The sequence below is a fragment of the Gilliamella sp. HK2 genome (genome assembly GCF_001690265.1).
GTDB lineage: Bacteria > Pseudomonadota > Gammaproteobacteria > Enterobacterales > Orbaceae > Gilliamella > Gilliamella apicola_C.
Genome location: NZ_LZGV01000079.1, coordinates 52,294 through 74,135, shown reverse-complemented (window position 1 = coordinate 74,135; position 21,842 = coordinate 52,294). Strand labels below are relative to the sequence as shown.

Sequence of the window (21,842 nt, the reverse complement as noted above, 5' to 3'; positions counted from 1 at the left end):
TATGTTGATTTAAAAACCATAATGGATATATACTCCAATTGTTGTAGTTTAAATACAACAATAAAACTTAAAGGACTCATCAATGAAATATAAGTTAATCGTAGGAACAACATTAATTCCTTTTATAGCACTTGCTGTTGTTACCCTTCTATACATTTTTTTACCCATTCCAGAAAATTTACTAATTTTTATCAAAGGTAGCACACCAAGTAATGTCAGCTTATTGACAAGTGTGTTTGGTATTTTTTACGCGATTGGACTAATTATTTGGGGAATTTTATCGGATAAAATAGGCAAAGATTTTACTTTAGCAATAGGCTTACTACTTTTAGCATTAATCACTTTTATTATTCCATTGATAAGTGGTTATTATTTATTATTGCTAGCACGTTCCATCCAAGGCTTTTGTGCAGCCTCATTTCCACCTGTTGCATTAGCGTGGATTTCGGTCAACCTTGCTGATGCAACAAAATCTAAAGCAATCTCAATTATTAGTTGTGCGTTTCTACTCGCAACAACCATTGGGCAATGGTTTGGTTCAATAATGATTGTTGATTCACTGCATAAGTCTATGTGGTTTTTAGGTATTATTTACGCATTAGGCGCTGTATGCTTTTATTTCAACAGTTCAAAAAGCAATAGAAAAAAACCAACACCCCAAAAAACAACAATAACTTCAATTTTTAGTAAACTTCCCAATATTTTGTTTAATAAAAAATTATTTCCTATCTATTGTTGTTCGCTCTTTGTTTTACTTAGTTTCGTTAGTCTTTATTCAATATTACACCATAGCTCATTAATCATTTATGTACCAACACTACGTAATATAAGCATTATTGCTATATTATTTAGTCTAACAGCTGGTTATATATTTAAGCTAATCAAACCATTATACGTATTATTCATGGCATTATGCCTAATGAGCATTTCGTTATTAATTCACTGTTTTTATATTAATGACCAATTAAATTTTGTTAGTTTTTTATTTATTATCCATTTTATATTTATTTTTGGACTAGCCTATGCCATTCCATCAATGATTACATGTATTACAATCGAATCTGAAGCTGAAAGTCGTGGCATTGCCATATCGCTATACACCTGTGTTTTATTTATTGGTGCGAGTGTAGGCGCCTTTTTACCAACCATTTTTGAAACAAATACTTTAATTTTACTCGTCACCCTTTTCCTATTTATTTGTGCATTGCAACTAATGTTAAATAAAAGAAATTACCATTAAGGTTTTTATAATGAAAAAAATATTTATTAGCTTAATAATTATAACAAGTTTTTTAAATTCAACTTGTTACGCCGAAGAAATGAGTACAATAAAGGAACCCACTATGGACTCAACGCAAATACAACAAGCAAAAAACATACTTGAACCAAATTTTCAAAAGTTATTACAAAATGCAGAACGCGATTTTAATTTTGTATTAACTAAACAAGGACTCCACAATAAACAGCCTGTCACTCTTTATCGTTTTGAACCCAATGAAAGCATACATCTTGAACAACAACATGTTTCATTATTAATAAATGATACTACTAAAAATTTACAAGGATTAGTAAGATTACTACCTAAATATCAGTCTTCTAGCCAACAAGTTTCCAAAGAAATCGCATTACAAATTACTCTAAATTTTCTTAAAGACTATGCACCAGATTTATTAGAAAACTATAATAATAATTGGATCAATACCCATAACGAAACTATTATTGTTGATGGCAAAAAAAACATACTAACTGGAATGAAAGTCAAATGCCGTGATTTAAATACTGGCCTCTATTTTTGGACTATTATAGGACCTGATCAAACAGTAATGGTTTTTGAAAGAGATATTGACTGGGATTTTATTCGAGCAGGAAGGCAAACTCAAAAATGGTTACATGATAGTTGGTTAGCTAAACACTTATAATAGAAAAACAACTCTAAAAAACAAACGCTACAATTATTTATCAAATAAGCAAATTTTATACTGAAACGCATAATTTCCTGAAACATCTTAACAAGTATATTAACTTGTTAAGATGCAGTTATTTATAATAAAGATATCAATTACGAAATTCGCATTCCTGGTTTAGCGCCACTATCTGGTGATAGTAGGTACACACCTTCGCCATCATCTTTACCACTTGCACAAAGCACCATACCTTCTGAAACACCAAAACGCATTTTGCGAGGTGCTAAGTTTGCAATCATAATAGTTAAACGACCTATCAGTACTTCAGGATCTGGATAGAATTGCTTAATGCCAGAAAACACATTACGCGTTTCATCACCAATATCAAGCGTTAGTTGAAGTAATTTATCTGATCCTTCAACAAAACTGGCGTGTTTAATTAAAGCAACTCGCATGTCGACTTTAGCAAAATCGTCAAAATTAATTGTTTCAGCGATAGGTTCGGCAACTTGGGTTTTAGCTGGTGTTGCTAAGGCAGCTTGTTGTTTAGTTTCTTCAATCATGGCTGTGACTTTGTCCATATCAATACGGTTAAATAAAGCTTTAAATTGATTAATCTTGTGGTTTGTCAACGCATCCCCAATGGTATTCCATTCTAATTTACTATTTAAAAATGCCTCAGTTCGTTCAGCTAATGACGGTACAATCGGTTTTAAATAGGTCATTAAAATGCGGAATAAGTGAATCCCCATTGAGCAAATATCTTGCAATGCTTGATCTTGTCCTTCTTGCTTAGCAACAACCCATGGTGCTTTTTCGTCAATATAACGATTCGCTTCATCGGCAAGCGCCATGATCTCACGAATGGCTTTACCTGATTCGCGTTGTTCAAAGAAATCGGCAATCACTTTCGCTTTTTCCACAAATAATCCATAGAGCGCTGGCTCTGCCACTTTATCCGATAATTTGCCCTCAAAACGTTTATAAATAAATCCAGCCGAACGTGAAGCAATATTGACCACTTTATTAACTAAATCACTATTCACACGTTGCACAAAATCTTCAAGGTTTAAATCAATATCATCAATATGCGGTGATAATTTAGCGGCGTAATAGTAACGTAAACAATCGGGATCTAAATGTTTTAAATAGGTGCTTGCTTGAATAAATGTACCGCGTGATTTAGACATTTTAGCGCCATCAACGGTCACATAGCCATGAACAAAAATATTCGATGGTTTGCGATATTGGCTACCTTCAAGCATTGCAGGCCAAAATAAGCTGTGGAAGTAAACAATATCTTTACCAATAAAATGGTAAAGCTCTGTACTTGAATCTTTATTCCAAAATTCGTCAAAAATGGGGTTATTTTGTTTATTGCAGTAATTTAAAAAAGATCCCATATAACCAATGGGTGCATCTAACCAAACATAAAAATATTTACCTGGCGCATCTGGGATTTCAAAACCAAAATAAGGCGCGTCACGGCTAATATCCCACGGTTGCAAGCCTGCTTCAAACCATTCTTGCATTTTATTCGCAACTTGATCTTGCAACGTCCCAGAACGGATCCACGCTTGCAACATATTTGAGAAAGCAGGCAGATCAAAAAAGAAGTGCTCTGATTCTTTCATAATGGGGGTGGCTCCTGAAACAACAGACTTAGGGTTAATTAAATCAATCGGGTTATAAGTTGCACTACAAACTTCACAGTTATCACCATACTGATCTGGTGCTTTGCAACGTGGACAAGTGCCTTTTACAAAACGATCGGGCAAAAACATCTGTTTTTCAGGATCGAACAACTGTGAAATGATTTTAGTTTTAATGTAACCATTAGCCTTTAAACGCTGATAAATCTGCTCTGATATTTCGCGGTTTTCAGGACTATGTGTTGAGTGGTAATTATCATAACTAATATGGAACCCCGCAAAATCATGTTGATGTTCAGTTTTTACTTCACTGATCATTTGCTCTGGCGTGATACCTAATTGTTGAGCCTTAAGCATAATTGGCGTACCATGCGCATCATCAGCACAAATAAAATAAATTTCATTATCACGCATGCGTTGATAGCGTACCCACACATCAGCTTGAATATGTTCAAGCATGTGCCCTAAATGAATTGAACCATTGGCATAAGGAAGTGCACAAGTCACCAATATTTTGCGTTGAGTTGTCATATTAATTTATTGTCCCTTTTTATATAATGGCAGAAATAGTACATCAAACGTGGGATTATCGCTAGATTTATGCCATAATTTGATTAAATTTCTATACTCGATTGCGCTTTGTAAGTAAGTAAGCAATTATTTTTTTGAGGATGAAAATAATGTATTTGATGGTGTCCCACCATTTACGGTGTTTTACCCTCTTAAGAAGAATTGATTGAAAGTGAAACGAGCCTAAATATCGATACATAAAGAGATAACCATAATGAACATTGAAGTCAAAAAAATTCTTGAAAATTTTACGCATCCAACTTTACAAAAAAATTTACTTGAACTTAACGCACTAAAAAAATGTGAAATAGTTAATCATTGTTTATCTATCACTTTAGCTATGCCCTTTGTTTGGCAAACCGCTTTTGAGGAATTGAAAAAAAAATCCACTCCTGAATTACTTAAGCTTAACGACATTAACGAAGTTGACTGGCATATTGAATACCCAATAGCGACATTAAGGCGCGCTAATGGTCAACATGCTATTAACAATATAAAAAATATCATTGCAATAAGCTCAGGGAAAGGAGGCGTAGGCAAATCATCAACAGCAGTTAATCTTGCACTTGCCTTACAAAAACAAGGGGTCAAAGTAGGCATTTTAGATGCTGATATCTATGGGCCATCGATTCCTACCATGCTAGGTACAGAAAAAGCGCAACTTTTTACACCCGACAATAAACATATGACGCCAATAATGGCATACGGGCTAGCCAGTAACTCAATTGGTTATTTGGTTGATTCTGATGACGCCATGGTATGGCGTGGACCTATGGCGAGTAAAGCGCTATTACAAATATTACAAGATACGCTTTGGCCAGAATTAGACTATCTTGTTGTCGATATGCCACCCGGCACAGGAGATATTCAATTAACCTTAGCACAAAGTATTCCAGTTACAGCTGCAATCATGGTCAGTACACCACAAGATATTGCATTAATTGATGCTAAAAAAGGCATAACAATGTTTAATAAAGTTAATATCCCAGTGCTTGGTATTGTTGAAAATATGAGCTATCACATTTGTGAAAATTGTGGACATAATGAAGCTATCTTTGGTGAAGGTGGCGTACAGCGTTTAGCTGAGCAATATCAAACAAAATTGCTTGGGCAAATTCCACTGCATAAAATGTTACGCCAAGATCTTGATGTTGGGCAACCAACTGTCGCAAGCCATCCTGACAGTGAATTTACTCAAATTTATTATCAAATTGCTGAGCGTATTGCAGCTGAACTTTATTGGCAAACTGAAGTCATTTTACCAGATATTGCTTTTAAAACGTTATAATTTAAAAATTACCGTGTTATGTAATATTGGCTATAAAAAGTAGTCAATATTATTATCTGGCATTGTATCATTGTATCATTGTATCAATTTGGTAAAAATGAAGCATAGCTACTTTTAAAAAAACATGTACCTCAGTAAAAAAATACACGCTTAAAGTTAAGCATATTTCACTCTAAAAATCGTTCAGAAAACTCATTGATTTTATTAAAGTTTTTATTTGTGTTTTTTCTAAAAATAATTCCTGTTTATCCAATAACAACCAATAAGTACTGCCTTTGCTGACGTTAGAATAGGCTAACCAAACGATTCTCGCTAAAAAATGCTAAGATTTGCAATTTACTTTATGATTTATTCATATAATCATTTAATAACCAAAAATGTTCAGTTATAATCGAAAGTAACCTAATCATCCCCCCATAATCTTAATCATGAACAATAATATTACCCGATCTCGTATATGGTCATCGATTCTTTGTCTTGCATTTGCAGCATTTATTTTTAATACCACAGAATTTGTACCGATTGGATTATTGCCCAATATTGCTGAAAGTTTTTCAATGGATGTTGCGCATGCTGGGTTATTGCTTACTATTTATGCTTGGGCCGTTTCGTTATTATCGTTACCATTAACTGTATTAACGTCAAAATTGGAGCGTAGGAAGTTACTCATTTTTTTATTTTTCCTTTTTATTGGTAGTCATATTTTAGCAGGGGTTGCATGGAATTTTGGTAGCTTAGTTGTAGCAAGAATTGGCATTGCTTGCGCTCATGCCGTTTTTTGGGCAATTACAACGCCACTGGCGGTTCGGTTGGCGCCGAATGGTAAAAAAGCTAAAGCAATGGGCTTTATTGTTATTGGTGTTTCAATGGCGACTATACTTGGTATTCCCATTGGTACCATAATAGGGCAACATGTTGGCTGGCGAATTACATTTTTATGTATTGCTGGTATTGCTTTTATCGTAATGCTATTACTGCTTTATTTACTGCCCACTGTGCCTAGTTCAAATATTATTTCAGCAAAAGATATTCCGCACGTATTAAAACGCCCAATATTACTTAATATCTACTTATTAACGGTTATTATTATTGCCGGTCATTTTACTGCTTATACCTATATCACACCTTTTATGAAACAGATTGGCGGATTTGACCAAACTACCGTAGTCACGCTATTACTGATAGTTGGTTTTTCTGGCATGGTTGGCAGTGTTCTATTTGCAAAGTATTCTGAAAAAAATCCAATCGCCATTCTATTGGTTCCTTTGTTATCATTAGCTGCTTGTCTATTATTACTCTATATCAGCTCATTTAGTATTTATACCATCTTTATTCAATGCCTGTTATGGGGTATTTCAATTACGATTATAGGCATGGTCATGCAAAGCAAAGTGATTGATGCCGCACCCGACGCAACAGATATCGCTACATCCGTTTACTCTGGTATTTACAACATTGGTATTGGCGGTGGCGCTTTTATCGGAAGTAAAGTTCTTATACTGCTATCAATAGGCGATATTGGCTTTGTAGGCGCAATTTTTGTCGTTATTGCTCTGTTATTATTCTGCTTTTTTTCAAGAAAATTGTGGAATAGTAAAACAATTTTATAAGCTCATATCAATTAAATAACAGCATTATTTATAACTTATAAATAATGCTGAAAATGGCTGTCTTATCTTATGATTTACTTAAAGACTCTAACTGTTCCCATCGTTCAAATATAGCTTCTAGATCTGATTCTTTAGTGGCTAACATTTGTAGTACGGGATTTGTCACCTCATGAGGTTGATTGAAAAAATCACTATTGCTGATTTGTTTTTGTAAATCAGCAATTTCATTTTCTAATTGTTCTATCTTATTGGGAAGTTGTGCTAGCTCACGTTGCTCATTATAACTTAGCTTTGCTTTCTTTTTACTGGTTTGCTTATTGTTCTGAGTATTAATATTATTGTTTTTTTCTAATTGATTATTCTCTTTATTATTGTTTATCGTGGTCTTGGCTGGTTTTGCCTGCTGTTGTTGTTGAAATGCATCAGCATAACCGCCGGCATAAACACCAATATGACCTTGTTCTTCAAAAAACCAGCACTGTGTCACTACATTATCAACAAATTGCCTATCATGGCTAACCAATAAGACCGTACCTTGATAATCGTTAACTAGCTCTTCTAATAATTCAAGCGTTTCAATATCAAGATCATTGGTTGGTTCGTCAAGGATTAATAAATTGCTAGGTTTTAAAAAAAGTTTAGCAAGCAATAAGCGATTACGCTCTCCACCCGACAAAGCTCGTACAGGTGTTCTAGCTCGTTTTGGTGGAAATAAAAAGTCCTGTAAATAACCAAGAACATGGCGAGATCTGCCATTAACCATCACTTCTTGTTTGCCTTCAGCCAAATTATCCATTACTGTTTTTTCAGGATCGAGCTCAAGTCGATATTGGTCAAAATAGGCAACTTCAAGCTTGGTACCGCAATGCACACTACCTGATGTTGGCGCTAAATTACCCAACATCAGTTTTAACAAAGTCGTTTTACCAATACCATTAGGACCAATTAAAGCAATCTTATCACCTCGTAATACTTGTACAGAAAAATCATTAACGAGCAACTTATCCCCAATCTGATAGGTTACATTTTCAAGCTCAAAAACAATTTTGCCTGAACGCAGTGCTTCTTCAATTTGCATTTTGGCACTACCCATTACTTGCCGACGTGCGCTATACTCTTGGCGCATTGCTTTTAATGCACGTACTCGCCCTTCATTACGTGTACGGCGTGCTTTAATACCTTGGCGAATCCAGACCTCTTCTTGGGCTAATTTCTTATCAAATTCGGCATTTTGCAACTCTTCAACACGTAGTGCTTCTTCTTTGCCAATTAGATAGTTATCGTAATTACCACTCCAAGAGGCAATTTTGCCGCGATCTAAATCAATAATGCGCGTTGCCATTTGGCGAATAAAAGAGCGATCATGAGAAATAAATACAATACTGCCATTAAAGCTTTTTAAAAACTCTTCTAACCATTTTATGGTTTGAATATCTAAATGGTTAGTTGGTTCATCAAGCAATAAAACCGATGGTTGACAAACCAATGCTCTGGCTAATGCGGCTTTACGAAGCCAGCCACCAGATAGCGAAGATAGCAAAGCATCGCCATCAAGCGATAGCGACGAAATAACATTACGAATACGGCTATCTAATTGCCAGCCATTTTGGTGATCTAATTGCTCTTGCATTTTGGCTAATTTGGTTAAATTGCTTTCGCAAGGATCTTGCTCTACTTGATGTGCCAAATCGTAATAATCACGTAATAATTGCGCTTGTTCATGCAACCCTTCGGCCACAAAGTCAAATACATTGCCTTGCACATCGCGAGGAGGATCTTGTTGTAAACGTGAAACTATCACATTATTTTCATAAATAATTTGACCTTCATCTAATGGTATTTCTTTGTTTAATACTTTCAGTAACGTTGATTTGCCCGCACCATTACGACCAACAAGGCAAACTCGCTCGTTTGGTTCAATAGACATATCAATATGATCGAGCAGTGGCGCATCACTAAATGAAAGGTAAGCATTGGTAAGATTAATTAATGACATAATGGTGATTTTTATTTGGATATTAAGTAATAAGGCATTATTCTACCATAAAGTTAGCCAAGGCAAATAAATCAAAAAATAAAGAAGCACTAATAGGTCTCACAAATATTAGAAATCACTGTTCTATCCTATAAAAAAAAATAAATACTGTTATATTAATGAATAAAAATATTAATGAGTTTCGGTGTGGAGATTATTATGAGCCATATGTGGACATTCCAGCGAGTTGGTGGGTTGGATCAAGTTGTATTTAAAAGTGCTGATGACATTATCAATTTACCAGATTTAGATCCTAAATTATGGGTTGCATTAAGCTGCCCAACAATAGGGTTAGATTTTGACGAGCGAACTTTAGCATTACTTGATTCAGATCAAGATGGACGTATTCGCATTCCTGATATTTTAGATGCTATTAGTTGGACACAAGATAAAATCGTGTCATTTGATAGCCTTTTAACAATGAGCGAAACACTGCCTTTATCGCAAATTAAAACGTCTACCCCACAAGGGGAAAAACTCTCTACTACGGCACGGAGTATTTTGGCTAGTTTGAATAAAAGTAATGTGGATTATTTGACACAAGATGATATATGGCAATCAATTAAAACCAATGCTGATAAACTTTACAATGGTGATTTAATCTTCCCTGCATCAAGCGAATTATCAAGCGACATGCAAACCTTTATTCAAACAGCAATCAAAACCACTGGTGCACAAAAAGATATGAGTGGACAAGAGGGGATTGATTTAAACATTGCCACCACATTTGTTGAAAACTTAAAAACTTGGTTGCAATGGCAAGCAAAAATAAATAACACCGATACACCATTTGGTGAAAATAGCGCTGAAATATGGAAGCTAATTCAACTATTAAAACCCAAAATTGATGATTATTTTTTACGCGTTGAATTGGCGCAATATGCCCCGCAAGCACAAACAGCGCTTAACGTAGACGAAAAGTATATCGTACCGACACAAAATGGATTATTGTCTGATGAGGCTTTAGCCGAATTACCTCTATCAAAAATCGACACAGTTGAGGTGCTTGATTTAGTCAATGGAATAAACCCTCTTTGGAAAACTAAAATTAGTCGGTTTAAAACATTAGTAGAAACATCCTTATCCAATTCAGACCAGCTAACACAGCAAGAATGGCAACATATTCAACAAAGCTTGCAAGCTTACGCTAAACTGATTAGTTCTAAGCCCGAATTAGCACAATTAACTGTGGCAATTGAACCCTCTGCTAGCATAGAAGATATACCAAGCAATCTCATGATTAGCCTCGCTAACGACGATTTGTTGACCGAATTTCAGCAAATGGTTGAACAAGATAATAAAACGCCAATATCGGCGTCAGACATTCTCATATTAGAAAAATTAGTCTTATTTCATAAACATTTATATCGTTTATTGGTTAACTTTGCGTCTTTTGCTGACTTCTTCTCACCAAATACACGAGCTGCATTTCAGCTTGGTAAACTTTATATTGATGGGCGCTGTGCAACCCTTTGTGTTGCAGTTGATAATATTGCTAAGCACGTAACAATGGCAAATTATTCTGAACTTTGTTTACTTTATTGTGAATGCACAAGGCATGGGCAAAAGCAACTCATTGCCGCGGCAATGACAGCAGGGCAAGGCGATTTATTACTTGAAGGTCGCAATGGTGTATTTATCGATAATAAAGGAAATGATTGGGATGCTAATGTGGTTAAAATAATCACGAAGCCAATTAGCATTCAACAAGCAATTTTAGCTCCTTATCAACGTATTGGTCGCTGTATTACTGAACAAATTAACAAATGGGCTAGCAGTAAAGATGCCAATATTGAAAAATCAAGTGAACAAGCCTTGCAAAATCCAGCAAATAAATTTGATATTGGTAAAAGCGTTGGTATTTTTGCCGCAATTGGTTTAGCTGTAGGTGCAATAGGTACGGCATTAGCCTCTATTTTTCAAGCAATTTTTTCGCTAACTTGGTGGCAATTTCCTTTATTCTTTATTGGATTATTCTTAATTATTTCAGGACCGTCTGTTATTTTGGCATGGTTAAAGTTACGACGTAGAACTCTAGGTCCACTACTTGAAGCATCAGGTTGGGCAATTAATGGCCAAGTTAAAATCAACTTAATGTTGGGTAGTTTGCTCACCAGCAAAGCTGAACTGCCATCAAACGCAAAACGCAATTTGCGTGACCCAATGAAAAACAACAGCAACAAAGTTTTAATTGCCGCTTTTGGGTTAGCTATTTTACTTGGTGTTGGCGCAATGGGCGGTTGGTTATGGCACAAAGGTTATTTAGAACACTATATCGAACTACAAAAGCAAGAAAAAACCCAAGATAATACAACGAATGATAAATAAAAATCATTTTATAAAACAAGCTATCAAAAAAATCGCCGACAATAGTCGGCGATTTTTTATCAATAATTAATGCTGATAAACTGGTAATCGACGGCAAATAGTTAACACTTTTTCTTTCACTGTTTGAATGGTTTGTTCATCATCAATATTGTCTAACACGTCACAAATCCAATTGGCCAAATCACGTGATTCGGCTTCTTTAAAGCCTCGACGAGTAATAGCTGGTGTACCAATACGCACACCCGATGTTACAAATGGGCTTTGCGGATCTTTAGGTACGCTATTTTTATTAACAGTAATATTAGCACTACCCAAAGCGGCATCAGCTTCTTTACCTGTAATATTTTTGTCGACTAAATCAATTAAGAATAGGTGATTGTTTGTTTCACCAGATACCACTTTATAACCACGATTTAAAATCACTTCCACCATAGCTTTAGCATTGTTAACTACTTGATGTTGATATTGTTTATACGCAGGTTCCATGGCTTCTTTTAATGCAACAGCTTTAGCTGCAATCACATGCATTAAAGGACCGCCTTGTGCCCCTGGGAAAACCGCTGAATTTAGTTTTTTATATAGGTCTTCACTACCGCCTTTAGCTAAAATTAATCCCCCTCGTGGGCCTCCTAGGGTTTTATGTGTTGTAGTGGTAACAACATGCGCATAAGGAACAGGATTTGGATAAACGCCCGCTGCAACTAAACCAGCTACATGCGCCATATCCACAAATAAGTAAGCGCCTACGCTATCGGCAATTTCGCGCATACGCTTCCAATCAACTACGCCAGAGTAAGCCGAAAATCCGCCAATAATCATTTTAGGTTTTGATGCTTGAGCAATGTTAGCTAGCTGTTGATAATCAATATGACCAGAATCATCAACACCATAAGAAACAACATGATAAAGTTTGCCTGAAAAGCTCACTGGCGAACCATGCGTTAAATGACCTCCCTCGGATAAATTCATACCTAAAACGGTATCCCCTGTTTTTAACAGTGCCATATAAACCGCAAAATTAGCTTGTGAACCCGAATGCGGTTGCACATTGGCATAGTCCGCACCAAATAACTCCTTAGCACGCTCTATTGCTAATTTTTCAACAATATCAACATATTCACAACCACCATAATAGCGTTTGCCAGGATAACCTTCAGCATATTTATTGGTAAGTTGTGAGCCTTGCGCTTGCATTACTCGTGGGCTGGTATAGTTCTCTGATGCGATCAGTTCAAGATGATCTTCTTGACGCTGTTCTTCGCCTTTAATGGCATTCCACAATTCCTTATCATAATCGGCAATAGTCATATCTTTACTAAACATGTTGACTCCTTATTGTTCATTGCATTAGTCTTAAAGGCTTTGCTATACATAGTGTATAAAAATATTACTGTCAGTTATCCTTACTTAATTAACGTGCGATTTCAATCTTTTTTTAAGGTTATAAAAAAAATTTATGACAAATCGATATCAAGAATAACGCATTTACAAATCACCATTAAAATAGTGGTTTAATGTGGATATATTTAATATTTTCAAAAACAAGGAAGTATTTGCATACTATGAATAAAAAACAGCACAAAAAGAGTGCATTTTTACCTCTAAAAAACGTTCAGAAAAGCCATTGATTTTATTCATTTTTTTAATTTCATTTACTTACCAATACAAAACGAACTAAATATACGGCCTAATAAGTCATTGGAGGTAAATTCTCCCGTGATTTCGCTTAAAGCTTCTTGAGCTAACCTTAGTTCTTCAGCTAACAATTCACCAGCATGAAAAACAACGAGTTGATGTTTGCCATTGTTTAAGTGCTGAGCTGCCTTTTCGAGTGCTTGTAGGTGGCGGCGGCGTGCTAAAAATCCTCCCTCGGTACTACTGGTATAGCCCATGGCTTGTTTTAGATGATCACGTAGCAGTTCTATTCCCTCACCTGTTCGTGCAGATAGTTGGATCTGCGAGTAACCATTTGCTTCGCTATAACCTAGCGATTCGCCAGTTAAATCTGCTTTATTGCGAATAACAGTAACAGGCAAATTTTTAGGTAAGCGTTCAATAAATTCTGGCCATAATTTTTCGGGATTGGATTCGGTCGTTGTTGTGCTGTCGACCATAAACAATACTCTATCTGCTTGTTCAATTTCTTGCCAAGCTCGCTCAATACCAATTCGCTCCACTTCATCACTGGCTTCACGTAGACCTGCGGTGTCAATAATATGTAACGGCATACCATCGATATGAATATGTTCACGTAGTACATCTCGGGTCGTTCCTGCTATATCAGTCACTATGGCGGCATCACGCCCTGCTAGTGCATTAAGCAAACTGGATTTACCTGCATTAGGGCGCCCAGCAATGACTACCTTCATTCCTTCTCGTAACAGTGTTCCTTGCTTAGCTTCTTGGCGAACTTCAGCTAAGCGAGTAATTACTTCATTTAGCTGAGCCTCAATTTTACCATCCGATAAAAAGTCTATTTCTTCTTCAGGAAAATCAATTGCTGCTTCGGTAAAAATGCGTAAATGGATTAATGATTCAACCAGTGTATTTACTTTTTTAGAAAATACACCTTGCAAAGATGATATTGCAGATTTTGCTGCTTGTTCCGAACTTGCATCAATTAAATCAGCAATGGCTTCTGCTTGGGCAAGATCTAGTTTATCATTTAAAAATGCGCGCTCTGAAAATTCACCAGGGCGTGCAATACGGACATTAGGCACTTCCAGAACTCGTTTTAACAATAAATCGAGAATAACTGGCCCGCCATGCCCTTGTAGCTCAAGCACATCTTCGCCAGTGAATGAATGTGGATTTGGAAAAAATAAAGCGATACCTTCATCTAAAGTTGAACCATCTGATGCTAAAAAAGGTAAATAATCAGCGTGGCGAGGTTTAGGTAATTTACCCAATATAGATTGAGCTACTGCTCGGGCTTGAGATCCCGAAATACGTAAAATCCCAACACCTCCACGGCCAGGTGGGGTTGCCTGTGCAACGATAGTATCTAAATTCATATGTATTCATTTCTAAATTAAATAGCAATGTGCCATAATATCATGGACAAGATGCCAAAAACAGCTACTGCTTACTTATCTAGTGATGATAAGAATAAGCTATATATAAAAAATATATAAAAGAATCAAAAGATTTGATAAGTTGTTAAAAACTACCATACCTAATTTAATTTTTAGGGTGATCAAATAACCAAGAATTAGCCAAAGCAAGTGGTTCTCTTATCATCGCAATATATTTATCAAAATTAGAAAAGCTCAAGGGCGCTGACAATCCAGATACATCATTAAGTCCTGAGCGTTTAGCCAGCATGACTGAACGTAATAAATGAAAATCATTAGTTACAACTATCGTTTTTCCCAATGGTAAAATGCGATTAGCGTATACGAATTGTTGCGCAGTTCGGGTTGATTTATCTTCAATATAGATTCGTGAAGCATCTATTCCTTTATTCACTAAGTAATTAAACATCACACTGGCTTCACTTGCTGATTCATCTTTACCTTGTCCACCACAAACAACGACTTTAGTTTGAAGATTATTTTGTAAGTAAGTAGCAGCAATATCTAAACGAATTTGTAAAGTTAAAGGCGCTGTAGCTGGCGTGCCGACAACTTGAGATCCTAACACAACCATAGTTTCAGCATTATCAACGGGCTTTTGTTGTGCATAAATAAAAATAATAATATTACAGACAATAAAATAACTTAAAATAGCAATTACGGAATACTTTAATAACTTCAATATATTCATTAAATTAACATCCTTTTTTAAAGCAATTCTGAAAATGATCATCAACCAGTCCCATTGATTGCATAAAAGCATAACAAATTGTGGAGCCAACAAAACTAAAGCCTCTTTTTTTTAACTCCTTTGACATGTTGTCAGATACTTCGGTGCTTACAGGCACTTCACTTTTATCTTTAAAGTGGTTAATAATGGGCTTGCCGTTTACAAAAGACCAGATAAATTGCGAGAAATCTTCCCCTTTTTTTTGCATATTTAAATAAGCATGGGCATTTTTGACAATGCTATTTAACTTTAAACGATTACGGATCAGTCCTTTATTTTTAAGTAATTGCTCAATATCTTCAGTTGACAATCTTATGATTTTTTTGGGGTCAAAATTGAAAAAGCAACGGCGATATTCATCACGCTTTTTCAAAACAGTAATCCATGATAACCCTGCTTGTTGCCCTTCAAGGCAAATCATTTCAAATAATTTAAGGCTATTATGTTGAACAATGCCCCATTCGTTATCGTGGTAATGAATATATATGGGATCATTCAAAACCCAATCACAACGTACTTTCTCGTTATTTTGCATCAAATTTTACCTAGCTTATCTATTATTAATTATGCTTTATGTCGCTTTGTGTTTTTTAAGCATAAATTGGTTGAATTATAAATCAAATAAGTTGATTTGTTATATACATTAAATTTTTTTATGATGAAAAAAAGGCCTTTTTTTTATGGCAGAATGAAACTTTCATTTTTATCTTAAATCAATAAAAGACAGATTTTTTTATTTTCTAACTTAACTTAATTTAATAATAAGGTTTTCCATGAGTCAGTCTGAGATTAACACCGAATGGCAGCCTAGTGCTCGACCATTAACTTGTCAGGATTTTAAAACGTTAGTTTTATCCTCTTTAGGTGGTACATTAGAATTTTATGATTTTGTTATCTATGCACTTTACATTGATACCATCGTCAAGCCACTCTTTTTACCGCATACACTTTCACCATTAACATTAGATTTGTTTGCTTGGGGTATTTTTGCTGCGGGTTATTTAGTTCGCCCTGTTGGCGGCATTATTATGGCTCACTTTGGTGATAAAGTTGGGCGTAAAAAAATGTTTACCTTAAGTGTTGCTATGATGGCCCTACCAACATTTATCATTGGTATATTGCCAACTTACGATATGATTGGCATTTTTGCACCACTATTATTGTTAGTAATGCGAATGCTACAAGGCGCTGCTATAGGTGGCGAAATGCCAGGCGCGTGGGTGTTTATTGCTGAACATGTGCCAAAGCAACGTTATGGACTTGGTGTAGGGACATTAACTTCTGGCATCACTGGTGGTATTTTGCTTGGGTTTATTGTAACTATTATTATTGATCTTTGTTTTACTAAACAAAATATTTTAGATTATGCTTGGCGTATTCCATTTATTATTGGTGGTATTTTTGGCATTATTTCAGTTTATTTAAGACGTTTTCTCTCTGAAACACCTATTTTTAAAGAATTAGCCGTCCGTAAAGCTATCGAAAAAAATATTCCTGTAGTTACAGTGCTACAGAAACACAAAACAGCATGTGTGATTGTTGCATTACTAACTTGGTCGTTATCAACAGCAATTATGGTGGGGATTTTAATTACTCCCGGACGTATTGTCGGTGGAATGTATCATTTTACTAACCTTGATTGGCGTGTTGGCGGTTGTATTGCAGCATTAACATTAACCATCGGCTGTGTTATTTCCGGTTGGCTAGAAGACAAGTTAGGTACCACTAAAACCGTTGTCATTACTTGGGGTGGATTGGCTATTACAAGCATCTACTTTTATAGCTCCTTAAGCCCAGAAATATCGTTAACTCAACTTTATTGGACATGGGCTGCGTTTGGTCTTTTCATTGGGGCTATCGCCATGACACCAATTATTGGAACGAGAACTTTTCCTCCAGCTATTCGCTATTCTGGCTTATCGTTTTCTTACAATTTAGCTTATGCACTATTTAGTGCCTTTACACCGACTTTAACAATTTATCTATTAAGCCCTGAACATTTATTAGGTCAGTATAGTTATCTTGGTGCAGGCCTTTATATCTCTTTTGTGGCATTAATTGCGATTGCTGTCGGTTTCTACCCACTTGCAAAACAGGGATGGAATAGTAACTCGGGTCATTAATCAGTAGCTACAACCAATAAAAAGCAGGGCTTTTACCCTGCTTTTTATTTTAATGTGTACTACACAATAACTGATACTATTAACGCATTGTGACAAACTCTTCAGCTGCGGTTGGGTGAATTGCCACGGTATTATCAAAGTCTTTTTTAGTAGCGCCCATTTTTAATGCTACTGCAAAACCTTGTAGTATTTCGTCCATACCATAACCAATGCCATGAATACCGACGATTTTTTCATCTTTACCTACACAAACTAGCTTCATGCGACATGGTTGGCGATGTTGAGTAACTGCGGTATACATTGCTGTAAATGTTGATTGATAAACTTTTACATTTTCAGAACCATATTGTTTTATTGCGCCTGGTTCTGTTAAGCCTATGGTACCAATTGCCGGATGAGTAAATACTACGGTTGGAATATTACTGTAATCTAAATGTTCATCAGGTTTATTGTTAAATAGCCTTTCTGATAAACGACGTCCAGCAGCAACCGCAACAGGGGTTAATGCTGTTGCGCCTGTATCATCACCGACTGAATAAACTCCTGATATATTAGTATTTTGGTATTTATCAACGATCACAAAACCTTTACTATCAACAGCAATGCCTGCTGCTTGTAAATTCATACCATGGGTCGCAGGTTCACGACCAATGGCCCAAATTAAGCAATCGACGATATAGCTTTCGCCATTTTCAAGAGTTAATGTTAATGAGTTATCGCTATTTTTAGTGACTGATTTTGGAATGGCAAAAGTATGCAATTGTTGACCTTCTGTTGCGATCACTTCCATTAAGGTATCAATAATAAGTGGGTCAAACGATCGTAATGGCGTAGCGTTACGAATAAATTGGTGTGTTTGTGCACCCAGCGAATGTAATACGCTTGCAATTTCACAAGCAATATATCCTGCTCCAACAACGGCTACACGTTTGGGTAAGGTTTTTAGAGAAAAAAAGCCATCTGATGTAATACCATATTGAGCACCGGGAATATTCGGAATACTTGGTTTACCACCCACAGCAATCAAAATATGTTCAGCACTATAATGTTCACCATTGACTTCAACTGTATGAGCATCAACGAACTTAGCATAACCATGAATAACATCAACGTTATTGTTATTAAGGACACGATCATAAGATTGATGGATTCTATCAATATAAGCATTTCGACTTGCAATTAATTTGTCCCAGCTGAATTGATTAATGGTAGTATTAAAACCATAGTCAGGGCCATAATGGTTAATGGCTTCAGCAATTTGTGCACCATACCACATGACTTTTTTGGGTACACAACCAACATTAACACAGGTTCCACCCAATAATTTTGCTTCAATTAGTGCACACTTTTTTCCATAGGATGCCGCTCGGTTAACAGATGCAATCCCTCCACTACCACCACCGATAGCTATATAATCATAATGTTTGGTCATTAAATATCCTTAATACAATTTTCATTAGTTAGCTATTAGCTTTACATAAATCGCAAGATAAAAAAAGTATTCATTCTAAAATTTAATAATAGTTATTAACGATTGATCATACTAATAATTGTTAATATTTTATTAGTCAGTTACTAAAAATGGTGCTTAGCGTTAACACGATTTTCCAAGAAATGCGTAAAATAGAATAATAAGCAAGTGTATTAATATCGGATTATAAATCTTATCAGCGGCACACTGAAGCAACCGATAAGATTTGTTAATTTAGCGATTTTTTATTGCATTAATAATATTGGTGGTTGAACAGCCATCTTCAAAATTGAGGACTTTAACTGTGCCGCCTGCTTCAATGACCTCTTTACCGCCGGCAATATTTTCGGGTTTATAATCACCGCCTTTGACTAAGACATCAGGTAAGATACTTGCAATTAAACGTTGTGGTGTTTCTTCTTCAAACGGTACAACCCAGTCAACTGAATTAAGTGCACCAAGTACAATCATACGTTGCATTAGCGGATTAATGGGTCTGGATTCCCCTTTTAATTGTTTAACCGAAGCATCACTATTCACTGCTACAATTAAACGGTCACCTAGTTTACGCGCATTAGCAAGGTAAGAAACATGTCCTGCGTGTAAAATATCAAAACAACCATTGGTCATAACAATTTTTTCGCCACGCATACGCGCTTTTTTGATTTCTTCTTTAAGCTCTTCTTCTGTCATTACTCCAAAACCGTCATTGGCACGGGCTCGAATGGCATTACTCAATTCAACTTGTGAAACAGTTGAAGTACCTAGTTTACCAACAACCACACCCGCTGCGACATTTGCTAAGAAACAACTTTCTTCTAAAGATTGACCAGCAGCTAATGCTGCAGCTAATGTAGCGATTACTGTATCGCCAGCTCCTGTTACGTCAAAGACTTCTTTTGCTTGAGTTGGTAAGTGGTAAATTGGTTTATCTAACTGTAATAATGTCATGCCTTTTTCGCTACGTGTTACTAGTAAGGCTTTTAGATCATATTGTTTGATGAGTTGATAACCTTTTTCAACAATCTCTTCTTCAGTTTTACAATGTCCGACTACTGCTTCAAATTCTGACATGTTTGGGGTTAACAATGTCGCCCCGCGGTAACGCTCAAAATCGGTTCCTTTTGGATCGACTAAGATAGGCACATTGGCATGATTAGCAAGCTTAATCATTGATTGAACAGCAGATAACGCACCTTTGGCATAATCCGACAGTACCAAAACTTTATGGGTCGTTAATGCTGTTTGAATACGCTCTAGAAGAGGCGTTGCATCAATATTGTTAAATCCTTCTTCAAAATCAATACGAATCAATTGTTGATTACGTGATAGAACGCGTAACTTTGTTATGGTTGGATGTGTTGATACAGAAACAAAATCGCATTGAACTTTATGTCCACTTAATTGTTCATTAAGAATTTTTGCTGGTTCATCTATGCCTGTTAGGCCAATTAGGCGTACATTACCGCAAAGAGAAGTAATATTCATAGCCACATTGGCAGCACCACCAGGTCGTTCTTCTAACGAGTCAATTTTAACTACCGGTACTGGCGCTTCGGGCGATATACGATTCGTTCCCCCATACCAATAGCGATCCAACATAATATCGCCCACCACTAATACATTGGCGCAATTAAAATCAGGTAATGATACTTTCATTATGACTCGTTATCCTTAGTTATTTTCAGTTTACTCATTCTATATTTGTTTATGTCTCATCAAAATCATGGCTGTTGTCATCTTCCATTTCGTCATTTTTGCGCGGTTGATAAAAACGGGCAAAAAAAGTGCCAATTTCAAATAGTAAACAAATGGGTACAGCTAATAGTATTTGTGAAAATACGTCTGGAGGGGTAACAAACATAGCAACAGCAAATACCCCAACAATAATATATGGTCGCTTGTTTCGTAAACTTTTTGGTGTAGTTATTCCTGTCCAACAAAGCAAAATAATAGCAACTGGCACTTCGAAAGCAAATCCAAAGACAATAAAGAGTGTCATTACAAAATCAAGATACTTGGTAATATCAGTATTAATCGCCACATCGATCGGTGCGGTATGGATAAAGAAGTAAAACGCTAATGGAAACACAGCGAAGTAAGCAAATGCTATACCAAGATAAAAAAGAATCGTGCTTGATACAATTAACGGCATAACCAGACGTTTCTCATGTTGATATAACGCTGGGGCAATAAATCCCCAAATTTGATATAGCACATAAGGAATTGAAATAAAGATCGCCACTACAACTGTTAACTTAATTGGTGTAAAAAATGGTGCTGCAATATCCGTTGCTATCATATTACTGCCTTGTGGCAATTGACTCATAAGCGGATTTGCCACAATATGATAAATATCATTGGAAAAATAAAGCAAGCAAATTAATACCAGCAAAATACAGATAATACACCGTAAAAGCCGTGTTCTAAGTTCAACAAGATGTCCAATTAATGGTTGAGTAGCGTTGTCTGTCATGGTGTATTTTTATCTGTACGAGTTTCTGTATCAATTTTTGTGGCGGAATCGATTTCTTTTTGTAAGGATTCGGTTACACGTTTTAAATCATCAATAGATTCTTGAATTTCGGGTGTAAGTGTTTTTAAACCACTTTGTTCGGCCTTTTTTAAGCTGGCTTGCAACTCTTGCAGTTTGAGCTCTTTATTCAGCTCTAATTGTACCGTAGCAGACATTCGGCGTAGCACTTTTATCCACCCTGTAACTGTTTTTATCGCAATGGGTAGCCGTTCTGGCCCTAAAACCACCAGACCAATAATTAAAACTAATAATAATTGACCAAAACTAATATCAAACACGGTTTACTCTTTTTTGCTCTGATTATTAGCATCAGATGAATCGATATTTTCAGATTTTTTTGAATTATCAGCATCTTTTTTATCGTCATCATCATTCATTGCTTTCTTAAAACCTTTAATTGATTCGCCAAGATCGGAGCCCAATGAACGTAATTTTTTTGTTCCAAATAACAATACAACAACCGCAATTAATATTAAAAGTTGAGGTAAGCTTGGCATCATGATAATTATCTCCGATGAGGT

The 21,842-nt window shown here is 35.9% G+C and carries 16 protein-coding genes and 1 pseudogene; 6 read left to right on the top strand and 11 right to left on the bottom strand.

The window, feature by feature from the left end; genetic code table 11:
* The first annotated feature begins 82 nt into the window (after positions 1-82).
* Together A9G45_RS07455 and A9G45_RS07450 are read left to right on the top strand one after the other, a co-directional pair.
* Positions 83-1,240: an MFS transporter gene (locus tag A9G45_RS07455; protein ID WP_065567694.1), complete on the top strand. Its 1,158-nt coding sequence runs from the start codon at positions 83-85 to the stop codon at positions 1,238-1,240.
* Between the two features lie 103 nt (positions 1,241-1,343).
* The gene (locus tag A9G45_RS07450) at positions 1,344-1,919 is read left to right on the top strand and encodes a hypothetical protein (RefSeq protein ID WP_065567693.1); all 576 of its coding nucleotides are present in this window, start codon (positions 1,344-1,346) and stop codon (positions 1,917-1,919) included.
* 140 nt (positions 1,920-2,059) lie between these two features.
* Here A9G45_RS07450 and metG read toward each other — a convergent pair whose 3' ends face one another.
* On the bottom strand, positions 2,060-4,087 hold the full coding sequence (gene metG, locus A9G45_RS07445; RefSeq protein WP_065567692.1) for a methionine--tRNA ligase: 2,028 nt from the start codon (positions 4,085-4,087) through the stop codon (positions 2,060-2,062).
* 253 nt (positions 4,088-4,340) lie between these two features.
* Between metG and apbC the strand changes: the two genes are divergently transcribed.
* Both apbC and A9G45_RS07435 read left to right on the top strand, forming a co-directional pair.
* Positions 4,341-5,414, top strand: coding sequence for an iron-sulfur cluster carrier protein ApbC (gene apbC / locus A9G45_RS07440; RefSeq protein WP_065567691.1), 1,074 nt, complete (start codon positions 4,341-4,343; stop codon positions 5,412-5,414).
* A gap of 428 nt (positions 5,415-5,842) precedes the next feature.
* Positions 5,843-7,024: a sugar transporter gene (locus A9G45_RS07435; RefSeq protein ID WP_065567690.1), complete on the top strand. Its 1,182-nt coding sequence runs from the start codon at positions 5,843-5,845 to the stop codon at positions 7,022-7,024.
* A 67-nt stretch (positions 7,025-7,091) separates the two neighbouring features.
* Here the strand turns inward: A9G45_RS07435 and A9G45_RS07430 are convergent, their stop codons facing one another.
* A complete protein-coding gene (locus A9G45_RS07430) occupies positions 7,092-9,020 on the bottom strand; it encodes an ABC transporter ATP-binding protein (RefSeq protein WP_065567689.1) in 1,929 nt (642 codons plus the stop codon).
* A gap of 198 nt (positions 9,021-9,218) precedes the next feature.
* Here A9G45_RS07430 and A9G45_RS07425 point away from each other — a divergent pair, with 198 nt between their 5' ends.
* Positions 9,219-11,387, top strand: coding sequence for a MerC domain-containing protein (locus A9G45_RS07425; protein WP_065567688.1), 2,169 nt, complete (start codon positions 9,219-9,221; stop codon positions 11,385-11,387).
* Positions 11,388-11,453: 66 nt separating this feature from the next.
* Here A9G45_RS07425 and glyA read toward each other — a convergent pair whose 3' ends face one another.
* From glyA to A9G45_RS07405, 4 genes are all read right to left on the bottom strand, one after another.
* A complete protein-coding gene (gene glyA / locus A9G45_RS07420) occupies positions 11,454-12,710 on the bottom strand; it encodes a serine hydroxymethyltransferase (protein WP_065567687.1) in 1,257 nt (418 codons plus the stop codon).
* 329 nt (positions 12,711-13,039) lie between these two features.
* Positions 13,040-14,401 carry a tRNA uridine-5-carboxymethylaminomethyl(34) synthesis GTPase MnmE gene (gene mnmE / locus A9G45_RS07415; RefSeq protein ID WP_065567686.1) on the bottom strand — a complete coding sequence of 454 codons (1,362 nt, stop codon included), beginning with the start codon at positions 14,399-14,401 and terminating at the stop codon, positions 13,040-13,042.
* 166 nt (positions 14,402-14,567) lie between these two features.
* Complete coding sequence (locus A9G45_RS07410) at positions 14,568-15,152, bottom strand: YdcF family protein (RefSeq protein WP_065567781.1); 585 nt, start codon at positions 15,150-15,152, stop codon at positions 14,568-14,570.
* A 4-nt stretch (positions 15,153-15,156) separates the two neighbouring features.
* On the bottom strand, positions 15,157-15,726 hold the full coding sequence (locus A9G45_RS07405; RefSeq protein ID WP_065567685.1) for a DNA-3-methyladenine glycosylase I: 570 nt from the start codon (positions 15,724-15,726) through the stop codon (positions 15,157-15,159).
* A gap of 238 nt (positions 15,727-15,964) precedes the next feature.
* On the opposite strand from A9G45_RS07405, the gene A9G45_RS07400 reads away from it, so the two are divergent.
* Positions 15,965-17,314, top strand: a complete 1,350-nt coding sequence (locus A9G45_RS07400) for an MFS transporter (RefSeq protein WP_065567684.1) — start codon at positions 15,965-15,967, stop codon at positions 17,312-17,314.
* A gap of 79 nt (positions 17,315-17,393) precedes the next feature.
* Here the strand turns inward: A9G45_RS07400 and gorA are convergent, their stop codons facing one another.
* The 5 genes and pseudogenes from gorA to tatA form a co-directional block, all read right to left on the bottom strand.
* Entirely contained in the window at positions 17,394-18,746 is a 1,353-nt protein-coding gene (gene gorA / locus A9G45_RS07395) for a glutathione-disulfide reductase (RefSeq protein WP_065567683.1), read from the bottom strand.
* Between the two features lie 273 nt (positions 18,747-19,019).
* Positions 19,020-20,444, bottom strand: coding sequence for a bifunctional D-glycero-beta-D-manno-heptose-7-phosphate kinase/D-glycero-beta-D-manno-heptose 1-phosphate adenylyltransferase HldE (gene hldE, locus A9G45_RS07390; RefSeq protein WP_065567682.1), 1,425 nt, complete (start codon positions 20,442-20,444; stop codon positions 19,020-19,022).
* Positions 20,445-20,493: 49 nt separating this feature from the next.
* Positions 20,494-21,261, bottom strand: coding sequence for a twin-arginine translocase subunit TatC (tatC, locus tag A9G45_RS07385; RefSeq protein WP_065567681.1), 768 nt, complete (start codon positions 21,259-21,261; stop codon positions 20,494-20,496).
* A gap of 56 nt (positions 21,262-21,317) precedes the next feature.
* A pseudogene (gene tatB / locus A9G45_RS07380) lies at positions 21,318-21,599 on the bottom strand (Sec-independent protein translocase protein TatB); the annotation flags it as partial.
* 3 nt (positions 21,600-21,602) lie between these two features.
* Positions 21,603-21,821 carry a twin-arginine translocase TatA/TatE family subunit gene (tatA, locus tag A9G45_RS07375; RefSeq protein WP_065567679.1) on the bottom strand — a complete coding sequence of 73 codons (219 nt, stop codon included), beginning with the start codon at positions 21,819-21,821 and terminating at the stop codon, positions 21,603-21,605.
* Positions 21,822-21,842: the final 21 nt, after the last annotated feature.

What these genes read in the sequence shown, in the direction of transcription:
- A9G45_RS07455 (WP_065567694.1), top strand. Translation starts at nt 83, where the DNA reads ATGAAATATAAGTTAATCGTAGGAACAACATTAATTCCTTTTATAGCA.
- A9G45_RS07450 (WP_065567693.1), top strand. Translation starts at nt 1,344, where the DNA reads ATGGACTCAACGCAAATACAACAAGCAAAAAACATACTTGAACCAAAT.
- metG (WP_065567692.1), bottom strand. Translation starts at nt 4,087, where the DNA reads ATGACAACTCAACGCAAAATATTGGTGACTTGTGCACTTCCTTATGCC.
- apbC (WP_065567691.1), top strand. Translation starts at nt 4,341, where the DNA reads ATGAACATTGAAGTCAAAAAAATTCTTGAAAATTTTACGCATCCAACT.
- A9G45_RS07435 (WP_065567690.1), top strand. Translation starts at nt 5,843, where the DNA reads ATGAACAATAATATTACCCGATCTCGTATATGGTCATCGATTCTTTGT.
- A9G45_RS07430 (WP_065567689.1), bottom strand. Translation starts at nt 9,020, where the DNA reads ATGTCATTAATTAATCTTACCAATGCTTACCTTTCATTTAGTGATGCG.
- A9G45_RS07425 (WP_065567688.1), top strand. Translation starts at nt 9,219, where the DNA reads ATGAGCCATATGTGGACATTCCAGCGAGTTGGTGGGTTGGATCAAGTT.
- glyA (WP_065567687.1), bottom strand. Translation starts at nt 12,710, where the DNA reads ATGTTTAGTAAAGATATGACTATTGCCGATTATGATAAGGAATTGTGG.
- mnmE (WP_065567686.1), bottom strand. Translation starts at nt 14,401, where the DNA reads ATGAATTTAGATACTATCGTTGCACAGGCAACCCCACCTGGCCGTGGA.
- A9G45_RS07410 (WP_065567781.1), bottom strand. Translation starts at nt 15,152, where the DNA reads ATGAATATATTGAAGTTATTAAAGTATTCCGTAATTGCTATTTTAAGT.
- A9G45_RS07405 (WP_065567685.1), bottom strand. Translation starts at nt 15,726, where the DNA reads ATGCAAAATAACGAGAAAGTACGTTGTGATTGGGTTTTGAATGATCCC.
- A9G45_RS07400 (WP_065567684.1), top strand. Translation starts at nt 15,965, where the DNA reads ATGAGTCAGTCTGAGATTAACACCGAATGGCAGCCTAGTGCTCGACCA.
- gorA (WP_065567683.1), bottom strand. Translation starts at nt 18,746, where the DNA reads ATGACCAAACATTATGATTATATAGCTATCGGTGGTGGTAGTGGAGGG.
- hldE (WP_065567682.1), bottom strand. Translation starts at nt 20,444, where the DNA reads ATGAAAGTATCATTACCTGATTTTAATTGCGCCAATGTATTAGTGGTG.
- tatC (WP_065567681.1), bottom strand. Translation starts at nt 21,261, where the DNA reads ATGACAGACAACGCTACTCAACCATTAATTGGACATCTTGTTGAACTT.
- tatA (WP_065567679.1), bottom strand. Translation starts at nt 21,821, where the DNA reads ATGATGCCAAGCTTACCTCAACTTTTAATATTAATTGCGGTTGTTGTA.